The organism is Bradyrhizobium oropedii (assembly GCF_020889685.1).
In the GTDB taxonomy this organism is placed as follows: Bacteria; Pseudomonadota; Alphaproteobacteria; order Rhizobiales; family Xanthobacteraceae; genus Bradyrhizobium; species Bradyrhizobium oropedii.
Genome location: NZ_JACMYO010000023.1, coordinates 1 through 19,701, shown reverse-complemented (window position 1 = coordinate 19,701; position 19,701 = coordinate 1). Strand labels below are relative to the sequence as shown.

General features: G+C 59.3%; 19 protein-coding genes and 4 pseudogenes. 8 read left to right on the top strand and 15 right to left on the bottom strand.

The window, feature by feature from the left end; translation table 11 throughout:
- Window positions 1-508: 508 nt before the first annotated feature.
- On the top strand, window positions 509-997 hold the full coding sequence (locus H8A95_RS09140) for a hypothetical protein (protein ID WP_229182863.1): 489 nt from the start codon (window positions 509-511) through the stop codon (window positions 995-997).
- Window positions 998-1,013: 16 nt separating this feature from the next.
- Here H8A95_RS09140 and H8A95_RS09135 read toward each other — a convergent pair whose 3' ends face one another.
- Both H8A95_RS09135 and H8A95_RS09130 read right to left on the bottom strand, forming a co-directional pair.
- On the bottom strand, window positions 1,014-1,460 hold the full coding sequence (locus H8A95_RS09135; protein ID WP_233286983.1) for a metallophosphoesterase family protein: 447 nt from the start codon (window positions 1,458-1,460) through the stop codon (window positions 1,014-1,016).
- Window positions 1,461-1,475: 15 nt separating this feature from the next.
- A pseudogene (locus tag H8A95_RS09130) lies at window positions 1,476-1,994 on the bottom strand (DUF932 domain-containing protein); the annotation flags it as partial.
- A 22-nt stretch (window positions 1,995-2,016) separates the two neighbouring features.
- Here H8A95_RS09130 and H8A95_RS09125 point away from each other — a divergent pair.
- Together H8A95_RS09125 and H8A95_RS09120 are read left to right on the top strand one after the other, a co-directional pair.
- On the top strand, window positions 2,017-2,250 hold the full coding sequence (locus H8A95_RS09125; protein ID WP_229182862.1) for a hypothetical protein: 234 nt from the start codon (window positions 2,017-2,019) through the stop codon (window positions 2,248-2,250).
- Window positions 2,251-2,522: 272 nt separating this feature from the next.
- Entirely contained in the window at window positions 2,523-3,419 is an 897-nt protein-coding gene (locus tag H8A95_RS09120) for an alpha/beta fold hydrolase (RefSeq protein ID WP_229182861.1), read from the top strand.
- A 184-nt stretch (window positions 3,420-3,603) separates the two neighbouring features.
- On the opposite strand, the gene H8A95_RS09115 is transcribed toward H8A95_RS09120, so the two are convergent.
- Window positions 3,604-4,410: an IclR family transcriptional regulator domain-containing protein gene (locus tag H8A95_RS09115; RefSeq protein ID WP_229182860.1), complete on the bottom strand. Its 807-nt coding sequence runs from the start codon at window positions 4,408-4,410 to the stop codon at window positions 3,604-3,606.
- A gap of 156 nt (window positions 4,411-4,566) precedes the next feature.
- Here H8A95_RS09115 and H8A95_RS09110 point away from each other — a divergent pair, with 156 nt between their 5' ends.
- Both H8A95_RS09110 and H8A95_RS09105 read left to right on the top strand, forming a co-directional pair.
- Window positions 4,567-5,550, top strand: coding sequence for a Bug family tripartite tricarboxylate transporter substrate binding protein (locus H8A95_RS09110; protein WP_229182859.1), 984 nt, complete (start codon window positions 4,567-4,569; stop codon window positions 5,548-5,550).
- A 17-nt stretch (window positions 5,551-5,567) separates the two neighbouring features.
- Complete coding sequence (locus tag H8A95_RS09105; RefSeq protein WP_229182858.1) at window positions 5,568-6,446, top strand: MBL fold metallo-hydrolase; 879 nt, start codon at window positions 5,568-5,570, stop codon at window positions 6,444-6,446.
- A gap of 273 nt (window positions 6,447-6,719) precedes the next feature.
- On the opposite strand, the gene H8A95_RS09100 is transcribed toward H8A95_RS09105, so the two are convergent.
- The 4 genes from H8A95_RS09100 to H8A95_RS44395 all read right to left on the bottom strand — a co-directional run bounded on the left by H8A95_RS09100 (window position 6,720) and on the right by H8A95_RS44395 (window position 12,639).
- Window positions 6,720-9,953: an AAA family ATPase gene (locus tag H8A95_RS09100; RefSeq protein WP_338027807.1), complete on the bottom strand. Its 3,234-nt coding sequence runs from the start codon at window positions 9,951-9,953 to the stop codon at window positions 6,720-6,722.
- Window positions 9,954-10,211: 258 nt separating this feature from the next.
- Complete coding sequence (locus H8A95_RS09095) at window positions 10,212-10,748, bottom strand: hypothetical protein (RefSeq protein WP_229182856.1); 537 nt, start codon at window positions 10,746-10,748, stop codon at window positions 10,212-10,214.
- Window positions 10,749-11,824: 1,076 nt separating this feature from the next.
- Window positions 11,825-12,199, bottom strand: coding sequence for a ParB N-terminal domain-containing protein (locus H8A95_RS09090; RefSeq protein ID WP_229182855.1), 375 nt, complete (start codon window positions 12,197-12,199; stop codon window positions 11,825-11,827).
- Window positions 12,200-12,255: 56 nt separating this feature from the next.
- Window positions 12,256-12,639 (bottom strand): very short patch repair endonuclease, encoded by a 384-nt coding sequence (locus H8A95_RS44395; protein ID WP_420839362.1) that lies wholly within the window; start codon window positions 12,637-12,639, stop codon window positions 12,256-12,258.
- Between the two features lie 98 nt (window positions 12,640-12,737).
- On the opposite strand from H8A95_RS44395, the gene H8A95_RS09080 reads away from it, so the two are divergent.
- The gene (locus H8A95_RS09080) at window positions 12,738-13,076 is read left to right on the top strand and encodes a hypothetical protein (RefSeq protein WP_229182901.1); all 339 of its coding nucleotides are present in this window, start codon (window positions 12,738-12,740) and stop codon (window positions 13,074-13,076) included.
- A 166-nt stretch (window positions 13,077-13,242) separates the two neighbouring features.
- Window positions 13,243-13,686, top strand: a pseudogene (locus H8A95_RS09075) (IS5 family transposase); the annotation flags it as partial.
- Window positions 13,687-13,975: 289 nt separating this feature from the next.
- Here the strand turns inward: H8A95_RS09075 and H8A95_RS44390 are convergent.
- The 3 genes and pseudogenes from H8A95_RS44390 to H8A95_RS09065 form a co-directional block, all read right to left on the bottom strand.
- Complete coding sequence (locus tag H8A95_RS44390; RefSeq protein WP_420839358.1) at window positions 13,976-14,206, bottom strand: aminotransferase class I/II-fold pyridoxal phosphate-dependent enzyme; 231 nt, start codon at window positions 14,204-14,206, stop codon at window positions 13,976-13,978.
- A pseudogene (locus tag H8A95_RS09070) lies at window positions 14,130-14,699 on the bottom strand (aminotransferase class I/II-fold pyridoxal phosphate-dependent enzyme). Before H8A95_RS09070 ends, H8A95_RS44390 begins: the two are co-directional and overlap by 77 nt.
- A 231-nt stretch (window positions 14,700-14,930) precedes the next feature.
- Window positions 14,931-15,734 carry a COG3904 family protein gene (locus H8A95_RS09065; protein ID WP_420839357.1) on the bottom strand — a complete coding sequence of 268 codons (804 nt, stop codon included), beginning with the start codon at window positions 15,732-15,734 and terminating at the stop codon, window positions 14,931-14,933.
- Window positions 15,735-16,433: 699 nt separating this feature from the next.
- Between H8A95_RS09065 and H8A95_RS09060 the strand changes: the two genes are divergently transcribed.
- Window positions 16,434-16,649, top strand: coding sequence for a dodecin family protein (locus tag H8A95_RS09060; protein ID WP_229182854.1), 216 nt, complete (start codon window positions 16,434-16,436; stop codon window positions 16,647-16,649).
- Window positions 16,650-16,768: 119 nt separating this feature from the next.
- Here the strand turns inward: H8A95_RS09060 and H8A95_RS09055 are convergent, their stop codons facing one another.
- The 5 genes and pseudogenes from H8A95_RS09055 to H8A95_RS09035 all read right to left on the bottom strand — a co-directional run.
- Window positions 16,769-17,260, bottom strand: a complete 492-nt coding sequence (locus H8A95_RS09055) for a hypothetical protein (RefSeq protein ID WP_229182853.1) — start codon at window positions 17,258-17,260, stop codon at window positions 16,769-16,771.
- 59 nt (window positions 17,261-17,319) lie between these two features.
- Entirely contained in the window at window positions 17,320-18,549 is a 1,230-nt protein-coding gene (gene hemA, locus H8A95_RS09050; protein ID WP_229182852.1) for a 5-aminolevulinate synthase, read from the bottom strand.
- A 137-nt stretch (window positions 18,550-18,686) separates the two neighbouring features.
- Window positions 18,687-18,893, bottom strand: coding sequence for a hypothetical protein (locus tag H8A95_RS09045; protein WP_229182851.1), 207 nt, complete (start codon window positions 18,891-18,893; stop codon window positions 18,687-18,689).
- A complete protein-coding gene (locus tag H8A95_RS09040) occupies window positions 18,890-19,075 on the bottom strand; it encodes a hypothetical protein (protein WP_229182850.1) in 186 nt (61 codons plus the stop codon). The genes H8A95_RS09045 and H8A95_RS09040 overlap by 4 nt, the downstream gene beginning before the upstream one ends.
- A 72-nt stretch (window positions 19,076-19,147) precedes the next feature.
- Window positions 19,148-19,701 (bottom strand): annotated as a pseudogene (locus H8A95_RS09035) (AAA family ATPase); the annotation flags it as partial.

Below are 19,701 nucleotides of genomic sequence, written 5' to 3'. Positions count from 1 at the left end.
CCAGCGCCCCCCTGCGCTAAACCGCCGTATCCTCCAGCCGTATTTTCGCCTCTCGGACGGCCCGTGCGTGCGGCTCAGCCAGTACAAGCGGTACAGCCGGTTCGTCAGCCTCCGGGTGTCGCCACCGTCACGGGCAGGTCCAAGCCGCCACTGGCTCCAGCACCCTCCTGCGCGAAACCGGCGTATCCTCCAGGGTCGTTCCTGTCGCGCAGATCCGCAGTGCCAATACCAGCGCAAGCGTACCCGACAACGCTTCGGTTGGGTCTGCCACGTCCGCTGCCGCCTGAGCCGAGGATCCAAGCACCGCCGCCGCCTGACCGGCCGCGCCTGTCGACGGATGACGCCGGGGCAGCAGCAGCACGAGCCCAACCGATCACTCGTCCCCCAAGGCCGCTGGCACCACCGATGCCCGCTCCTCGAGAGCGGAAGCCCACCACCCTCACTGCTGATGACATCCCGTTCTAGACGACGATCGCCTCCAACGAACGTCACCAGACACACTACGTGGTTGCTCGATGAGCGCTACGCTCCTGCCCTGCGCTACATGCAGGACCAGCCGCTGGTTCACGTCAAAGACCTCGCCTACGCCGCCTCCTTCGCCACGCGCGTCGCATGGGCAGCCTACCAGGCCGGTATAACGACTCGGCAGCTACCGGCCATCAATGATATTGTCGCAATGCGCCGATGGGTCGAGCCGCCACGCTGGCTGCCATGGGCTGAGGTCGTTCAGGACCGTGGAGCCGATACCTACCTGATCACCGTATGCCCAGGCACGGCAGCCCCTGAGAAGCTCAGGCAGCTGGCGGCTGCGGCACCGGCAGGCATGCCATGCGGGATCACCATCGGTCCGCTGTATAAAACCACGCGCGACATCGACGACCCTCGTCTGGCCCCCACGCCTAGCGAGAAACGCCGCGGCAAGCGGACTAGCTACGTCACCGTCTGCCGCCGCCTGGTTGAGCGCGCAAGCGACTTCGGTTTGCTGATAGAAATCTAGTTTCTCGAATATTCCGTTACATTTCCGGGGATGTAACGTGGGCGTTCACGGAACTGAGCGCACGCGTGACGGCGTCACCCGTACGCGCAGCGCATGTGAGGCGTAACATAGCGTGCGATAGTGAGAAGCTAAGCCTGGTTAGCTTCCCATCAATGCACCCAGATATCGGGTGCAGAGCGAGCCTCGCAAGCGCGGTCGGTAGCTTGAAGCGCCGGTACCCGGCACTGCCGCGATTCACGTAGAGCAAGCCGTCTACCGTCTTGATCTTCGGCACGTGAGAGGGGCCGGAAACAATGACATCGATGCCCTCGGCTACAGGATCGATCTGCAGGGTATTGAGGTCGTGCAGAACGTAGAACAGCCGTCCCGCGAGCCGCGCGAACTCGGTTTCGGCAAATTCAGCCGCCCACTCGCCCGTGTCCACGTTCCCGCTGATCGCCGTGACGGAGGCAATTCTCCGCAGCGCGATGATGATCTCATCCGGATGCGTCTTGTCGCGTGCGAGCGCGGTGATGCCATGGACGAAATCGAAGATCGATTCCGGCGGCTTGCCTTCCTCGGCCAGCACCGTGTCGGTGATCTTTCCGGTCTCGGCTTTCGAGAAGCCGCCCTTGCGCAGGAAATCTGTGTGCTGTCCTCGTCGTTGCGGGCGACGATCCGTTCGCGCGCGGCCTCGATGCCGTTGACGAAGGGCATCGGCGAGGAATTGGCGAAGTTCAGCAAGGCGGGTGCGGCCTCGTGCGCGAAGCGAGAGGCGGCATATTTGCTGTGGCGGATGGTGATTTCCTCGAAATCCTCGACGCTCCACAGATTCCTGTTTTGGCAGACCGCGAAGATAGAAGGACGCAATGCCGAAGGTTTTCGCGCCCACCTCGCTGTTCCAGGCATAGAAGCCGCGGAGGTAAAGATCGGGCGATCCATCGGGCAAGCGGCCCGCCTCGATCGGATTCAAAACGTCAACGAGGAAGAGGAAGACGTCGCGGTCCGAGGCGTAGAGGATCGACGCCTTCGCGCGACTGATGAGCGCGAAGCTCGACACGGGCGACACCAACACCCGCAAATGCTATATCCACTCGATTATTGACGCGGTCGAGGTCGACGGCCAAGCCATCCGGATCATCGGCAGCAAGGACATCCTCCAGGCCGCCATTGCCGGCAAACAGACCGAGAACGGAAATGTTCGTGGCTTTGTATGCAAATGGCGCACCACGGCTGATGAAGATGGGCACTATTGTTTCGCTGTAGCGCTATGACGTAGCGGCCGCCGACGCGATCCGGCCGGATAACCAGCGACGGACTGCGATCTTGCGCTACGCTTCATGGGCGGGTCTTCCCGATTTCACGGGTGGTCCGGTCACCCTTAGATAGCGGCCCTTTCCATCAGTCGCGGGATCGACGTGATGGGCCAACAGGTGACATCAGAGTTGACTAAAACAAAAGAAAGGTCGCCAATTGATGGGGACTTATCTCTCAACGGCTTCTAAGCAAGCCTTGCGCAGAATTTTCACTCGAGGAGCCTCTAACCATGCGGCTCAGAATTTACGCCTTCATCAATTGTTTCGCGCTCTTGCTTTTGGTCTCGTCAAGCGCCTTCGGAGATGACATGAAGCAGGCAAGTGTGGGCGGTGACAAACTGGCTTACGCCGAAGCCGGGCAAGGTGACGTCATCGTTGTCGTCCACGGAGGGTTTCAAGATTATCGTCTGTGGGAGCAGCATCTTCCGATATTCTCAAAGGAATACCACGTCATTGCCTACAGCAGGCGCAACCACTTCCCCAATTCAACGAGCAATGACGGGCTACCTGACGGTGCGGCAGATGCGCATGGTGAGGATTTGGCTGCCTTTCTGACTGCGCTAGGCGTGAAGCAAGTCCACATCGTCGCTCACTCCTCTGGTGCGCACGCCGCTCTTTTCTTCGCGTCAAATCATCCCGAGATGGTCCGAACGCTGGTGATCAACGAACCACCCGCCTCAGCGCTGATCGCCGGGACGCCTGCGGGCGCCGACACCCTCAAAGCATGGGGCGCTCGATTTGCCCCGTCTCAGGAGGCGCTCAGGAAGGACGACATCGACGCGGGGCTCCGCCTCTTCGCCGACGCGGTGGGCGGACCGGGCACCTACGACCGACGATCAGATGACGAGCGCAAGATGATGCGGGACAACGCGCCCCCACACGTCGCGGACGCGAAATCAACCCGCCGCCCGGCGTTCACCTGCGACATGGCGCGTCGCATTGCGGCACCCACACTGGTGACGAACGGCGAGCGAAGTCCGGAGTTCTTCCATCGCATCGTAGACGAATTGGAACGATGTCTACCGAACCGAACTCGGGTCTTCATTCCGGGGGCATCTCACACGGTCCCGTCTGAGAACCCTCAGGCTTATGACGCGGCTGTTCTTGCCTTCATCGCAAATCATTAGAAGCGTACGTTGAGATAGGGCAGAACAGCATCCTCGCGTTCGAAGTCCGCCGCGGGTCAATCGCGCCGGTCTGCACCTGATCACGGGTCTTCCGGTCCACCACCGGTCACGGACATATGGCGGCACCGCGCCAACTGACGCGAAGGGCCACATCCGGACTCGTGCACCGCAGCACAAGCCGACATCAGCGTCTTCTCCGACTTCGGACTGAACTGACAATTTCCTTCGCCGCTTCCTGAAGCTCGTCGAGATGCCGGGCCGCAAAGGTCTCGATGGAAAAGGCGGTCTTTAGCCAGAGCATGTTGATCGCGCCGAGGACCCGCTGCCCATCGCGCAGGGGAACCGCGATCGAGAACAGACCATCCGCATGCGGGGGACCACCATAGTAACCTCCGGTATGCGTGGCGTCGCGGGTGCCATAGCCGCGCGCGCGAACCTCGGCGAGGATGCTGCTCAAGCGCGCCGGCTCTCGCGCCAACCGATCCTCAGGCTTGCTGGAGCTGCGCAACAGATCGACAATGTGCTGTCGCTCCTTGACGGGACAATACGCGAGATAGGCGCGGCCGACTGCCGAATGCAGCCAGTTGACCGGCAACCCGATGCGCTCTTGCTGCAACAAGATCGGGCTTCGCGCCCGCGTTGTCTCCCGAATTTCCATGTGGTCACCCGCCGGCACCATCAGGTCGGAGGGCCAGGAAACCCGCTCGCACAGTCGCTCCAGGATCGGAGCCGCGGCTTCCGCGATGCGGTCGCGATGTTCTCGACGCGAAGGCGCATGCGAAAGCGTCGCGCCGATGCGATAGCGGCCGTCGGCAAGCCGTCGCGTGACCAAGCCGGACCGGGCCAGCGTGTGGAGGATACGGAGCAGGCTCGGCTTGGAGATGTTGGTGAAGACATGCAGTTCTTGCAGCGACGAGTCGGGCTGCATTTGCAGAGCCTGCAAAACGAGAAGGCCCCGCTCCAGGCTCTTGATGACTTTCGGACCCGCCATTGCCTGCTCGTCTCGTTCCACATTGTGGAATGTAACGTTCCACAGTGTGGAATGCACGTCGATTCTTCTGGTAAAAAGCTGCCGTCACGTTCAAAGGTAGGGTGCCTGCAGGTTGCGACTTGGAATCGAGATTTTCATCGTTTGATGGAGACTTCCATGAGATCCCACCTGTTTCACCGCATCACCTCATTGTCGCTCGCGACGCTGGCCCTGCTCGCCTCGAGCCTGCAAGCATCCGCGCAGACATCCTTTCCGACCGGCACGGTACGCTTCGTGGCGCCGTTTTCGGCCAGCACGCCGCCTGACATCATCAGCCGCATCGTATCGAAGGAATTGACGGAATCGGAAGGCTGGCGGGTGATTGTCGAGAACCGGCCGGGCGGTGTCACCACCATCGCAGCGACCGACGTCCTCACCCAGCCGGCGGACGGCAACAGCCTCTATGCGATGTCGGTGCCGTCGGTTGCGGCGCCGTCGCTGGTGCCGAACATCTCGTTCGATCTCGGCCGGGATTTCGACCCGGTCATCAAGGCGACGGTTTCCTACAACGTGCTGGTGGTGAATCCGTCGGTGCCAGCGAAGACAGTGGCGGAGCTGGTGACGCTGCTGAAAAGCCAGCCCGACAAGCTGACGTTCTCTTCGGGCGGGTTCGGCACGCCCGCGCATCTGATCGGCGAGCAATTCAAGTTGCAGACAGGCACGCGCGCCCAGCACGTTCCCTACGCGCAATTCCCGCAGGCGATCGGCGACCTGCTCAACGGCACCAACGCCTTCATGTTCATCACCATGTTGCCGGTGGTTGATCTGATCAAGACCGGGAAGCTGCGGGCGCTCGCGGTTACCGGTCCGAAGCGTGTGCCGATCCTGCCTGATGTGCCGACTATTGTCGAAGCCAGCTACCCTTCGCTGGTCGTCGAGGACTGGACCGGCTTCGCCGTCAGGCATGGCACTCCGAAGGAAACAGTCGCGCGGCTCAATGCTGCGATCAACAAGGCGCTGCAGAAGCCCTCGGTGCGCGAGGCGCTGGCAAGGATCGGTGCCGAGCCGGTGGGCGGCACGCCTGAGCAATTCGGCCGGCTGGTCGGCGATCAGGTCGCACACTGGCACGATGTCGTAGCCGGCATGAAGGTCCAGCAATAGTGCCATCGGGTTTTCGCGTGACGCTGCTCGGGACGGGGACGCCAATCCCCCGCCCCGATCGCTTTGGCCCGAGCACGCTAATCGAGGCGGGCGAGCATACGATCCTGATCGATGCCGGCCGCGGCGCCGCTATGCGCTTGTTTCAGCTCGGCGTTCCCATCGGTCGGGTCGATGCACTGTTGCTCACGCATTTTCATTCCGATCACACAGTCGGCATTCCTGACCTCTGGCTGACGGGCTGGCTGAGCTCATATTTCGGCAACCGCCAGCGCCCATTCAACGTGATCGGCCCGGTTGGCACAGCCAAACTGATGCATCACCTCGAAGCGGCCTACGCCCGCGACATCGAGATCCGCGTCGAGGATGAGAAGCTGGCACGCGAGCATGTCGCGATCACGGTGAACGAGTTTGCGGAGGATGGCGTCGTCTATCAGACCGGCGATCTGCGCGTCTTAGCCTTCACGGTCGATCATGGCGACGCCATCAAGCCGGCATATGGCTATCGTATCGAATACCGCGGCCGCATGGCCGTCATCTCCGGCGATACTCGCTACAACGCAAACGTGCTCCGCTACGGCGAGGGCGCTGACTTGCTGGTACATGAGGTCGCAATGGCGCCGCCGAGGCTTCGGGGTCAAGCCGACATCCAGCGCATCGTCAATCATCATACCTCGCCACAGGAAGCTGGACGCGTGTTCGCGAAGACGCGGCCTAAACTCGCCGTATTCACGCATCTGGTCATGCTCGCCAGTGACTCCGTGACGGCACCGAGCGTTGACGACCTGATCGCGGCAACCCGCGAGACTTATGCCGGACCGCTTGTCGTCGGCGAAGACCTGATGAGCTTCGAGATCGGCGAGACTGTTACGGTCAGAAATCTAAAATCTGGCCCCTGAGACGTCGGCTTTGGCTCAAAAAACAATATCGGTCGAAGCCGGCCCGATGTCCGCAACGGGGCCAAAAGCTGACATGATTAAGTGCGCTCCGTTGGTCACTTCGTTCGCGAGGTGCCCGCGCGCGCCGGGGACGCCAGCCGCGGCATGATAGCGGCCCTACACCGGAACACGAGCTCGGTTTCGCATATCATTTGTTTGGAATAAGTCGGCCGCTGACCTGCTACTCTCGCGTAAAGCATCAAACCTGAATAAGGAAAGCTCCTCGTCAGATGATCAACTGGCCTGCGCGGAGACCTGCGGCGAGCTGTCGGTTCCTGCGGTCACGTCCTTCAAAAACGACTCTAAGAGCATAGCGCCAGTCTCCTGCATTAGCGCCGCTGCGCGCCCTAGCTCAGCCCTTCCGTCCGCTTGCTGATCATCATTTTCCGATCGCAACAATATACTAGCCCGAACAATCCGGGCAGAACATTCCGCGACGCGAGCGTGGCGCTCCGTGGCTACCGCTATGGCCTGTTCGGCCGTAGAAAGAGCGGCCGTACTTTCGCCGCTCAATCTGTAGGCATTTGCTAAATCTGCTAGAATTCTTGGCTCGTTCTCTAGACCTGCTTGTCGCGACCTCGCGAAGTTCAATGCGTCCGACAGATCGTTGATTGCAGGCGTGAACCTTCCAGCGACGATGTGAGCAAGTCCCCGGCATGCTTGAGCATAGACCCGCAGATAGGGGTTGCCACTTTTTAGAGCGATCGAGAAGGCTCGGTCGGCATGTTGCTGAGCCAAAACGACATCTTTCCGGACCCACGCAACGTCCACGTAAGCCATGCTCGGCATCACATGGTGAATTTGATCGACCTGCGCGCTGTCGAGATGAACTACTCGTTCGAGAAATGGACGGGCTTCATCTAATCGATTGAGCACCACCAATATTCTGCCACGCAAAGCGGCGAGCCAAATCTCGATATCGAAGCCCAGGGTTTGACGATCGAATTTTATGATTTCATGGGCGCGGTCCATCGCCTCCGAATTCATTTGAAGCGCCTCTGGCAAATTCCCGGACAGCCACAAAGCGTGGCAGAGAACAGCCTTAAGCGTGATCTGAACGCTCGGATCGTTGGCTTCGTCGGCCACCGTCTTGGCTTCTTGAATTATCTTCACATATTCGTCCGCGGAGCCGCCGCTGGCCAAGATTCGGCCGTAGGCTGCGTGGATCAAGGCATTGGATCTCATATCCTTTAAGGATCTTGCCAAATCCCTCGCCTCTTCGAAGAAAACGACGGCATCTGCCGCCGACATCCCTTCGCGCCAGCCGAAGTTAACGATCTGACCAGAAGCCGCCATCTTCAAGAAATCGATTTGCGGGGATCTCGACTGATCCAACAGGAGCTCTCTAACTTTTTTCCAGCTTCTTAGTGCTTGACTCGGATCGTGCGTGCCGACCCAAAACGCGGCACGCATATTCTGCTGCGCGGCCTTGACCTTCTCTCCGGCCTGTTCGAGGTGATAAGCCAAAAGAGACGCCCGTTCGTCCGCTTGCTCCTTGAACAAGCGTTCGATCGCATGAGCGACGTCGGCGTGAAGCTTGCGCCGACGTTCTAGTAGCACCGAGCGATAGGCGACTTCCTGTATCAGAGGATGACGAAATGACAGAAGCCGACGCTCGAATGGAGGGACATCATAGAGCACCTCGGCCTGCCTCAATTGCTGAATGGAATCGGACAACGTGTGACCGCTCAATCCGGAAACAAGGTCCTCCAAGATCGAAATAGAGACTTCGCGACCGACGACGGAAGCCATCTCCAGTACCTGTTTTGCTGCGTCTGGAAGCCGGTCGATCCGGGCCCCGACAACCGCTTGAACCGTCGTCGGCAGCGGAACCGAGTCAATGCCTCCTTTCAGCCTGTACGCACCTTTTTCACCTTCAAAATCTCCACGGTCGACAAGCGTGTTGATTAGCTCTTCGAGAAAAAACGGATTACCTTGCGCCCGCTCGATGATATTCCTGCCAAGCAGAGCAAGCGAGGGATCCGGCCCGAAGTGCTCTAGCACCAAAGTCGTCGCTTCATTCTTGGGCAATGGAAGCATGTTGACTTGTCGATAGTGCGATCTTTGGGTCAATGCCGAAGCAAAACCAGGTCGGAAGTTAACTACCAGAAGCGTCGTGGTACCGTAGACGGCATCTGCCAAGGCTTCGACGAACTCTAGACTTGCCGCGTCGATCCAATGCAAATCCTCGATGATGACTACGTTTGCAGCCTCTTGCGGACCTGAACGCGGCAGCGCTCGCACAAAATCCAGCAAAAGCGCTTTGCGCGTCTTAGGATCAAGCTTCGACTTTGTTTGCGACGGATCGGCGAGCCCCAAAAACTCGAGCATAATGGCCGAGAACGCCTCTGGTGCCGAAAGAGCGGTCAGCCTTTCAAGAACGCGCTGTCGAGACGGTTCTGCTGTCTCCTTGACCCGGACGCCAAAGTAATCACGCAGAAGTTCTAGTACGGGCTGAAATGGCGTTTCCTTGCCATGATCCAATACCCGCGCCTCAAAGACCCGAATGCCTCTCGCGCGACAGTTTTCGGCAAACTCAAAACATAACCTGCTCTTGCCAATACCGGCCTCACCGACAACGCCGATGACGTTGCCTTCGCTCCTGATGGTATTCTCAAGCTCAAGCATGAGCATGGAAAGCTGATCAGCCCTACCAATAAGCGAGCTCAATCGCCTTCCCTCGCGGAAGACTCCGCTCGCCGGTGCATGCTGCAGGCCGACGATCTTGTATATCTCGATCGGCGTTGCGATGCCGCGGATAGATTGGACTCCCAGCGATTCGACCTCGATGAATTGTTTGGCCGCAGCGTATGTATCCTTCGATATCAAGATCTCGCCGGGGCCGGCCAGTTGTTCCAAACGGTTCGCGAGATGAACATTCGCGCCGGCCGCGTCGTATGTTTGATAAAGCCCGTGCTCTATCGCCTGAACAACAACTTCTCCGGTGTGAACGCCAACGCGGATTTGCAGATCAGGATCACCGCGGCGTTTGATTCCGTCCTGCATAGCGAGCGCCGCGAGACAACCTCTGATTGGGTGATCTTCATGAGGCTGGGGAGCACCAAAAAGCGCCATTACCCCATCGCCTTGTGATTTGTTGACGACGCCGTCGTAGCGGGCCACGGCCTTGTTCATAAGCTCCAGGATGGGTTGCAGGCGCTTCATGCCCAACTCGGGATCACCCAAACTGTCTATTAACGCTGTTGAGTTACGGATATCCGCGAACAAAACTGTGAGACGCTTGCGCTCTCCCCCTTTCGCATGGAGAGATCGGAGAACCTGCTGCCAAGACCGATTGGCTTCTCCTAAGACGGAATGAGCCAATGCGGTGCCGCATTGTCCGCAATATCGACTGGTTGATCCGTTGAGGTAGCCACAGGCCCTGCACTCATTACCGAGAGCTGTACCGCAACCTTCACAATACTCGTTCGTTATTCTGTTCTGAAAACCGCAACGCCAACATTGCATAGATGGCCCCTTAGATGCCGGGCGCGATACCTGAAATATAACCTCAAGTCCGAAAGAGTTCTACCACTGCGCACGAGCACGCGTTCTTACCAATTGTCGCAAGTGAATGAGCGAAGGGCTGCTCGCTCGCCAGAACGTCTGCAATCCGACCTTGTCTGCAATTGTACCGCCTCCGAAATCCGTCTCCGGAGTTCCCGCCTCCTAATCAAGTCGGCGTAGAGACGAGGCAGAAGTGGAGCAGATTTGTCGTTCGGCCGTCTAGATGTTCGGCTGATCAGGACCGCTTTCTCCCGTGTCCTTCGCCGTCGGGTCGGGCTCATTCACACCTTGCGGAATTTCCTGACGACAGACGAGAGTGATGCTGGCGGGATAGGCATGAGCGGGGCGCGCCGCCGGACCGGGATCAATATCAGCCCGATAGTCGATACCGTTTGGCAGGGTCCCGTGCACATCAGGCTGGACGTGAAAACTGACTTGAGTGCAATTCGCATCCGCCACGAAATCTCGCAAAGCATCGCGAATAACGACTGCAACCGTCGACGGCCGCCCCTGTGGGTCATCTTGCGCAGTATTGGGAAGCAGATGTTTTAAAAAATAGAACCAGCGTCCTTTCAAACCATCGGGCCAGATTTTCAATCGATACGAAATGCGCCGCAAGTGTCGTGGAGCATGAAAGAAATGAGCATCGGTGCCGCTGATGAAATTTCGTAAGTTCTGCAGCGGCTGGCCGCAGAACCGGGCATCGAGCTTCGCGATTACATTATCATCACCGCCGCTCGGAATCAGAGAGCCCATCCTTTTCTCCTTCAAGTTTACCAAACAAATTCGATATTCTTTCGCATTGGTTCAGCGGACCCGGAAGCGGTAAAGTTAGTGCGGCCTTGCGACGGGCCCAGTCGGAGCACAGGCAGTCGGCTACGACGGACAATGCTCCGCCCAGTTCAGATACAGCTGTCTCGATTTGCTCTAATGCGCATTTGATATCTAGAGCGAGGCCGCACGATAAAATGACGTCTTGACCCTCGCCTACTGCCCAACGGTCGGCTGCGCAATCACAGCTTAGATTGCTCGTGGCTGTCAACCGTGGTCCTGGAGCAAGATGGTGACCGATCTCGTGGAGAGTCGCAAACAGCAGCCCGTCCTTACCCAGGCGCCTGTTGAACGCGAGCCCCCCAAACAAAGCAACAAACTTCTGCCGTCCAATACAAAATGCCTGTGCGTTGAAGGAGGGACTGGCCTCATAGACCAATGTCTCAACCTCCGGAAAAGCCTTTCGGCTGGTCTGGAAAAGTTGGTCCAAGAACGAACGACGTTCGTTAGAACGATCTTGTTCTCTGGTAGCAAGCGCCAGGGATCCAAGAAGCATTGGTCAAACCCTCGCAATGATTGAATTGGTGCCCCAATCGCGGAGGTTTTGCAATTCCAAATTTACGCCTTTCGTGCAGCTGGAGGCGCCCGCACCGCACATCGCAACCGGCCATCCGGGCTAAAGCACTGTGGGCGATGGGATGGGTTCGCAGATGAGACGTTATGGAAGAAGCAGGGCATTGGCCCAGGATCGCGATTTAACGGCCGGCGACTAGATCGCAAGTCGGAAGGCACCAGCCCTGGCACTCTGCTCCGATTCGGCGATCTCAGGGGGATGGAGGGAGCATGTCGACCGCGAGGCAGTTTTGGGCAGATTGGGAGAAGCTGTCGTCGCAAGAGAGTGCGACTGTCCGAAGTGCAAACGTTCTAAGACTTTCAAGCGGCTGCCGCCCAACTTCAAATGCGCCAAACCTCATACCTAAGCATCCACTCCGAACTCTGCATCGCTTGAACTGGCACACCAACTTTACTTTGAGCCGCTCCAAGTCGGCTGCAAATCAGACCTAAAGCCGATTTGGCAAAGTACGCTCGCACAAACCGGGCCAAAAGCGATACGATGCCCTTGCCAATTCCTTGGTCGTAAAGCCAAGCGTCGATAGATCAGCCCCTATCCCCGAAAGGTCCGCCAGTTCGAGACTAAGCATTTCGGCATCCCAGCTGGCATTCAATGCGATACGATTGTCGGCGAGTACCAACTGTCGCCGTTGAACTTCAGTCAGGCCACGCAGAGCAACCACCGGCGCCTCGATCAACCCAAGCTTTCGGGCTGCGGCCATGGACATGGACACGGGTGGGGCCATCACTACGGTTGGGGCCGCGGCCGTCACTATGGCTGGCACCGAGGCCATCACTACGGTTGGCGCCATCATCACCGCCATTGGTGACGTCCTGATCGAAAAAGAGAGGCCGCAGCAATCTGCGGCCTCTTTCATATCTACAACCGCCGGCCATTGCGCCTAAGACGACTTTTGTACTTGGATTTTGTATTGCCTTCAGGCCTCGAGGAGCCTTGCTTGCAATTTGCAGACCTCCCTGCCCGAGTTGGCCCTAAGTAGGACCTCAATTCGGTTGCCAGCCGTTTTTCGTCCGCCAACTCGCATTCCCAGACGACTAGGCACTTCCAACCGGCTTCGCGCGCCAGTCCTTCCAAGCGGGCGTCCCGTTCACGGTTAGCGGCAAACTTAGCTTGCCAGAATTCGGACCGTGTCTTTGGCACGCGGCTGATCGAGCAATTCTCGTGGGCATGCCAAAAGCAGCCGTGGACAAGAATAGCCTTTCGGCGGTCCCGGAAAGGCAATGTCGGGTCTCCCCGGAACACCCTTTTGCTGTATTCGGAACCGATACCCAAGCCGGTGGAGGGTGGAGGAGCCTTCTAACCGTCAGCTCGGGGCAGGTATTCGACGCGGCGGCCGCGAAATGGCTTCGCTGGCTACAACTTACGCGTTTCATTGGTTAAAGTGGGCCATGGCGCAAACCGTTGCTCATATTGTTCGCGAGATGACCTATAGCCGGGACCAGTATCTTTGGCTGGCCGCTGCGCCGCCCGACGAAGCGGTTATTCATGTTTTGAACGCCGTTCCGAAAGGTTGGGCAGCAAGTCGATCAGAAAGAGCTGCGCATCATGGGATCGAAAAGCGTATTGCTTCGCACGCTCGTCGCCACATCAAGCGCAAAAACGGCGGGTTTTGGCGTGCCCAGCTCTGTACCGAAGTGGCGCGCCATTCAGAACAAAACCACGAACTCGTATGTCGTTGAAATTGCGCTCTAATTTCAGCCTTCGTGGAAGCAGCATTGCTTAAGGCTTCGGCACGTCGGGGTTCAAGTCAGGAGATCGGCTACCTTCGTTCCTCCGACCGGCTTCCGCGGAATTTATCGTGTCTGTCGCCTGAGGAGCGGGGCCGGCTTTCTTGCAGGTTCGCCGCATCAGCACGCCGCTGGGGCGAAAAAAGGGGGTCTGAAGATCAAGCGATCGGGCGCTCGCGCGGCGGCTTGAGCACCAAGATACATAGGTTTGGGATGTCCCGTGCGGTTTACGCTCACCGCAGGCCAGAAGGGCGACGCACCGCAAGCCGCCACATTGATCGAGGGACTGCCGGCCGAGGTCGTCATGGCCGATACGGCCTACGATGCGGATCACTTGCGCCAGGCCATTGCAGCCAAGGGGGCGCTCGCTGTCATCCCCAACAACCCGTCACGTGCACTCAAGCATCCGCTCGACAAGCATCTCTATGCCCAGCGACATCTGGTCGAATGCTGCTTCAGTAAGCTTAAGCAGTTCCGCAGGGTCGCAACACGCCTCGAAAAGACAGCCAGAAATAACCGAGCCGTCGTCACTCTGGCTGCTATCGTCCTATGGATGCGGTAACTGTCCAAACCACCTTGAGCATCTATCGTCTTCCTTGCGTGAGTCCATAGCGGCCCTTGCGACGAAGCCGCATACACCCGACCTACGGCTTAGGAAACTATTTCCGAAGTAATTACGTCAATGGGTTAGCGACGCCGTGTTGCAGATTTGTTGCTTCTAGGAGCTAGAGAGCGAAGAAAGTGGGACCTCAATACTCCGAGGCTGTGCAATGGGGATTTCCTCCAAATTGTCATGGTAGCACTCGGCCACCCCATCGAACCGCATCCCCGCGAGCCCGCAACTCGCCGGGTCACTCAGCCGCAAGCGCTTGCTGCCCTAGCTGCAAACCGAGACGTCCCCAAACCTCGACCAGCGCTTCAGCAAGCGCGTCCATCAATTGATCGTCGTGATAGGGCGTCGGCGTGATCCGCAACCGCTCCGTGCCGCGAGGGACGGTCGGATAGTTAATTGGCTGAACATAGATACCGTGCTCGGTTAGCAGGAGATCGCTGGCTTTCTTGCACTTCCTCGGGATCGCCAACCATCACGGGCACGATGTGCGTCTCGCTAGGCATGAGCGGCAACTTTGCTGCGTTGAGCACGGCCTTCGCCCGCGCCGCGCGTTCCTGGTGGCGGTCGCACTCCCGTTGCGAGGTTTTCAGGTGCCGGATGGCTGCGGTGGCAGCGGCGCAGACGGCCGGTGGCAGCGCGGTGGTGAAGATGAATCCTGGCGCGTAAGAGCGCACTGCATCGATGACGTTAGCTTTCGCCGCGATATAGCCGTGAAGCCCCCGAAGGACTTCGCCAGCGTGCCCTCGATCACGTCGATACGATGCAACGCCCCTTCACGCGCCGCAATGCCCGCCGCGAGGGCCGTACATGCCCGCCGAGTGGACCTCGTCGATATAGGTCATGGCACCGTAACGCTCCGCTAGGTCGCAAATCTCGTCTACCGGCGCAACGTCGCCGTCCATCGAATAGAGCGCCTCGAACAGGATCAGCTTCGGTCGCTCGGGCGCCTCCGCCGCGAGCAGTTCTTCGAGATGACCGACGTCGTTGTGGGGCCAGATCTTCTTGTCGACAGCGGCGCGGCGCTCGCCCCTCGATCATCGAATTGTGGTTCCAGGCGTCCGATAAGATCATAACGTCGTGAAGGAGCCCATAGCGCGGTTCAAGCCCTGCCGGTACCCTCTGATCTGCTACTCTTGTCCGGGCACCGCCACTGTGGTCCCCAGGTCGCCCATCCGCCCCACGGCTTCAGCTGACTAGACCGATTTCGCGGGCTCCAGAGATGTCCCGTTCGCAGTGGCACTGGCCACGAAGCTGCCGCCCTGGACTGGCTTGCGCGGGAGCTCGACCACCGCAGGGTTGGGGCTGCCCGGTTGATCAATCATTTCTATGTTGACGAGATTGGTCAGTCGCAATTCGTCCTGTGACAGCTCGTGCAGATCTTCCCAGGGTGGCACATTCAGCGACAGCGACAACAAATCGCCGGTGCCCCCCATGTCGAACGTGTATTTGGCGAGACGCCCAATATCGCGCTCGACGATCGTCAGATCATCTGCGCTATAGGTCGCGGCCCTGGCGTCATTGGCACGGTCCCCCATCCATATCTGATGCACACGAACATGGGCGGTCTTGGGCACGTAACGCGTCTTCCCCGACAGAAGCAGGAACACACACATGGATTCGCAATAAGCTGCAGGCGCCATATTGATGGGATCGTTCTGCGCTGGGTTAGCCTGAACGCCGGTGCCGACGGTGGTCAGCACCCCGAGATTGCGCCAGCGTCGACCAAGCGCAATCGCATCGTTGACCGAACCGCCGCTGGAATCCAGCGCGATGGTGACGCCGTTGAGCCGCCTGCCACGCGCGAATTCATCGAAGTCTCTTGGGCTATCGGCAGTCACGACGCCGACGGCACTGATCCAGCCTCGGCAATTCGGCTGGCAAGCGACCCAGCTGAACTTCAACGGCAATTTGCGTCCTTCGACCGCAACGCCGGCATGCGCCGAACTGGTCAACATGGCCACCAATGCGATGCAAAGAGCGGCGCCAACGAGCAGCATCCAACCTCGGATTTCCACCCAAGGAGCGCGAGCAGAGGTTGGATCGGAGCTGCGGGGACAATCCAGGGATCCGGCCCTCGATAGGGGCATGATACCGTAACCTCAGTTGACTATCGAGCGGGGCTGGTCGCATCGCGGCGGCGTGCATGCAGCAACGATGGCTGGTGCTGCCCAGTCGGCGGTACGGCTTGAGAATCGAATTGCAGCCAAGGCTGATACTTGGCACGCCATTTCGGACCAGGACCCCGCATGTAGTGCAGCTCGGGCCGGTAGCTGTCGCGCACGTCTAGAATCAGATTGCGAACGACACAGGCGAAATTGGAGGCCGTGTCGGCCGTCCTCCGAGCAAGACCCGACAATGCGCATGCATCCAAGATTCTCATCGCTGTGACTCCTCGGTCGCCCACGGTAGATCGGACAATTGACGCCCCGAGCATAGTCCACGAAAGGAGAACCAAACCATTGCACAGAGGTCGATCGCGTACTTTACATTGGCGAACAACAGCAAACCTAAGCTTAGATCTGCCCGAGCCTAGCCGACCTTCAAACGGCGCTTACTCGGATCTGCCGCGATGCAACACGGTCCAGCTCACCTGCGCTGCGACGATGCCGCGTGCTTTCAGCACCGACGTCGTGATGCTAGGTTCGACGTCGGCAGGAACTACCTGCTTCCTGCTTCATACCGAACGGGAGGACAACATGGCTGACAGCGTCTACAAGGTCATTGAGCTCATCGGGACCAGCGATACATCCTGGGAAAAGGCCGCCGCCAACGCGGTGGAGCAAGCCGCAAAATCCCTGCGAGATCTTCGCGTTGCAGAGGTCGTCAAACTCGATATGCAACTGGACGCCCAGGGAAAAGTCGAAGTCTATCGCGCCAAACTCAACGTCTCATTCAAGTTCGAGGGCTCCTGACCTGAAGTGAACTTGCTTCACGGCCGGATCGTCGACCGCCGGATCGGGCTCGCGTTGACACTTCATGCGAGCCCCCCGAAGTTACTCCTCCGCGAATGTTTTTCAGGTCGCAAGCGGGGCTATATCCGCTTGACCTGTTCGAGCCAGCTCACAAAGCGTGGGTGCCCTCCAAATCTGCTCTCCAATGCTTCCAATTCTTGTCGAAAAATCGGGAGAGAAAGTGTTCTTTTGATATCTGGCTCTCTGATCTTCCAGACCTCCGATGGAAGGTAGCCATGCACTTTGAGCTCATAGAGTTCGAAGATCGAGTAGATGATTTCATGTGCTGCTCGACGTTCTTCCGGCGTCATCTCCAAGTTACCGGGCCCGTCCCGCCCATCGAAAGCAGTTATTGGGAGGTCGCGCCTCACGTCAGAGATTCGATCAGAATATTTGAGAAATATCTCGGCTCCCAAACGCCTATTGTTGGTGTAAAGCGCAGCGTAGATGGCAATACTGCCAACGATGACGGTGCCAAGTGTCATGAATCGCAGAATATGATCAAGCACTTGCACTCTCCTTTGCTCGTGCACATGCGAGAGCCGGATTACATCGTTTGAAATCTTGGCCATGCCGAGCGCGCCAACACCGGTAGAGCTTGGTTAATGCGCCCGACCGATGCTCCTGATGTTCACTCTGCCGCGAGCGCGCCGTAACGGAGAGGTAGACCGAGATGCTCCCAGACGTGGACCAGCGCCTCAGCGAACGCATTGATGAGAGCGTCATCGTGATACGGCGTCGGCGTGATGCGCAGCCGTTCGGTGCCGCGCTGAACGGTCGGATAGTTGATCGGCTGGACGTAGATGCCATGCACGGCGAGGAGGAGATCGCTCGCTTCCTTGCACATCTCCGGATCACCCACCATCACTGGCACAATGTGCGTGTCATTCGGCATGACCGGCAGGCCGGCGGCATTGAGCACAGCCTTGACCCGCGCGGCACGGTCCTGATGGCGGTGGCGCTCCCATTTCGAGGTCTTGAGGTGCCGGATCGCCGCGGTCGCCGCGGCGCAGACCGCCGGCGGCAGCGCGGTGGTGAAAATGAACCCGGGCGCGTACGAGCGCACCGCATCAATGATATCGGCATTCGCCGCGATGTAGCCGCCGAGGCAGCCGAATGCCTTCGCCAGTGTCCCCTCGACTACGTCGATGCGGTGCAAGGCCCCGTCCCGCGCGGCGATGCCGGCACCGCGTGGCCCGTACATGCCGGCCGAATGGACCTCGTCGATATACGTCATGGCGCCGTAGCGCTCGGCGAGATCGCAGATGCGGTTGACCGGTGCAACGTCGCCGTCCATCGAGTAGAGCGCCTCGAACACGATCAGCTTCGGGCGATCGGGCGGCGCCGCCGCCAGCAGATCTTCGAGATGATTCACGTCGTTGTGGCACCAGATCTTCTTTTCTACGCCGGCGCGCCGTACGCCCTCGATCATCGAATTGTGGTTCAAGGCGTCCGCGAAGATCACGCAGTTCGGAAGCAGCTTGGCGATGGTCGCGATGCCGGTCTCGTTGGACACGTACCCTGAGGTGAAGACCAGGGCAGCCTCCTTGCCGTGCAGGTCGGCGAGCTCGCGCTCCAACTCGACCAGCGGGTGATTGGTGCCGGAGATGTTGCGGGTGCCGCCCGCGCCGGCGCCCATGCGGGTCGCGGTTTCGACCATGGCGCCGATCACCTTTGGGTGCTGACCCATGCCGAGGTAGTCGTTCGAGCACCAGATCGCGACCGGGCGCGGGCCGTCCGGCGAATGCCAGATTGCGTGCGGGAAACGACCTGCTATGCGCTCGATATCGGCAAACACGCGGTAGCGCCGCTCCTCATGAAGGCGGGCAAGCGCGGCTGAAAAGAAATGATCATAGTTCATAGAGAACGATCTCCGTCCAGCTTGCGCTCGATCATCGAAAAATCCCTTCTATGAAGACGGCCGCCGCCAATTCGAGTCGGGCCTTAATGGAGCGGCCGGTCCTTCGGGAGGCTAAGGACCGCCCGCGGGGAGCCACCCTAGGCTCCCCTGCCCAGCTTGCCGATGACACAGCGCCACGCTGCGAGGCGCTCGGCTGGATGCTGCCTCATCCAATCCGCAAGCTGCGGCGCCCCCATCAAGCATGACTGCACCGAGACATCCGCGAAATCTGAGGTGGTGACGGTCTGCTCGTGACAATTTTCCGGAGAGGACAGGCTGCAGAGGACGGCGATGATCTTGATCACGAGAGAGCCCCAAGGTCGCGAGCCGCAATGGCATGGCCGATGGTGTGAGCCGTCGCCCCTTTGTTGCTCGGCTTTTCCCCCGGCAATGGCAGGACCACGCTGTCACAAGTTGCCTGAGCTTCCCGCACCAAGCGACTGCGCTCGCGCCCGGACTGCTGGATGAACCGAAAGAACTCTTCCATGTTCCGTCTCCTCTCAAGCTCTCTACACCATTCATTTGGCGACATGAGCCGCTCACTCTACGTTCGATCGCCCTACGCCCCACGAGCGCTACGTTTGTGATCGGGTCGGTCCGCGAAAATGTAGAGCGGACGGGCCGTGCCTTCCGCGACTTCGCGCGAAATCACGACTTCTTCCACACCTTCCAGGCCCGGCAGATCGAACATGGTCTCGAGCAGGATCGCTTCGAGGATCGACCGCAGGCCGCGCGCGCCGGTCTTGCGCTCGATCGCCTTGCGGGCGACCGCGCCAAGCGCCTCGTCGGCGAAGGTCAGCTCGATGTTCTCCATCTCGAACAGCCGCTGGTACTGCTTCACCAGCGCGTTCTTCGGATCGGTCAGGATCTTCTTCAGCGAGGCCTCGTCGAGGTCTTCCAGCGTCGCGACGACAGGCAGACGGCCGACGAACTCCGGGATCAGGCCGTACTTCAGCAGATCCTCCGGCTCGACGTGACGGAAGATCTCGCCGGTGCGGCGGTCTTCCGGCGCGAGCACCTGAGCCGCGAAGCCGATCGAGGTCGAGCGGCCGCGCGCGGAGATGATCTTCTCGAGGCCCGAGAACGCACCGCCGCAGATGAACAGGATGTTGG

What these genes read in the sequence shown, in the direction of transcription:
- H8A95_RS09125 (WP_229182862.1), top strand. Translation starts at nt 2,017, where the DNA reads ATGAGCGCGAAGCTCGACACGGGCGACACCAACACCCGCAAATGCTAT.
- H8A95_RS09120 (WP_229182861.1), top strand. Translation starts at nt 2,523, where the DNA reads ATGCGGCTCAGAATTTACGCCTTCATCAATTGTTTCGCGCTCTTGCTT.
- H8A95_RS09115 (WP_229182860.1), bottom strand. Translation starts at nt 4,410, where the DNA reads ATGGCGGGTCCGAAAGTCATCAAGAGCCTGGAGCGGGGCCTTCTCGTT.
- H8A95_RS09110 (WP_229182859.1), top strand. Translation starts at nt 4,567, where the DNA reads ATGAGATCCCACCTGTTTCACCGCATCACCTCATTGTCGCTCGCGACG.
- H8A95_RS09100 (WP_338027807.1), bottom strand. Translation starts at nt 9,953, where the DNA reads ATGCAATGTTGGCGTTGCGGTTTTCAGAACAGAATAACGAACGAGTAT.
- H8A95_RS09095 (WP_229182856.1), bottom strand. Translation starts at nt 10,748, where the DNA reads ATGGGCTCTCTGATTCCGAGCGGCGGTGATGATAATGTAATCGCGAAG.
- H8A95_RS09090 (WP_229182855.1), bottom strand. Translation starts at nt 12,199, where the DNA reads ATGGCGGTGATGATGGCGCCAACCGTAGTGATGGCCTCGGTGCCAGCC.
- H8A95_RS09080 (WP_229182901.1), top strand. Translation starts at nt 12,738, where the DNA reads ATGGCTTCGCTGGCTACAACTTACGCGTTTCATTGGTTAAAGTGGGCC.
- H8A95_RS09065 (WP_420839357.1), bottom strand. Translation starts at nt 15,734, where the DNA reads ATGCTGCTCGTTGGCGCCGCTCTTTGCATCGCATTGGTGGCCATGTTG.
- H8A95_RS09060 (WP_229182854.1), top strand. Translation starts at nt 16,434, where the DNA reads ATGGCTGACAGCGTCTACAAGGTCATTGAGCTCATCGGGACCAGCGAT.
- H8A95_RS09055 (WP_229182853.1), bottom strand. Translation starts at nt 17,260, where the DNA reads ATGGCCAAGATTTCAAACGATGTAATCCGGCTCTCGCATGTGCACGAG.
- hemA (WP_229182852.1), bottom strand. Translation starts at nt 18,549, where the DNA reads ATGAACTATGATCATTTCTTTTCAGCCGCGCTTGCCCGCCTTCATGAG.
- H8A95_RS09040 (WP_229182850.1), bottom strand. Translation starts at nt 19,075, where the DNA reads ATGGAAGAGTTCTTTCGGTTCATCCAGCAGTCCGGGCGCGAGCGCAGT.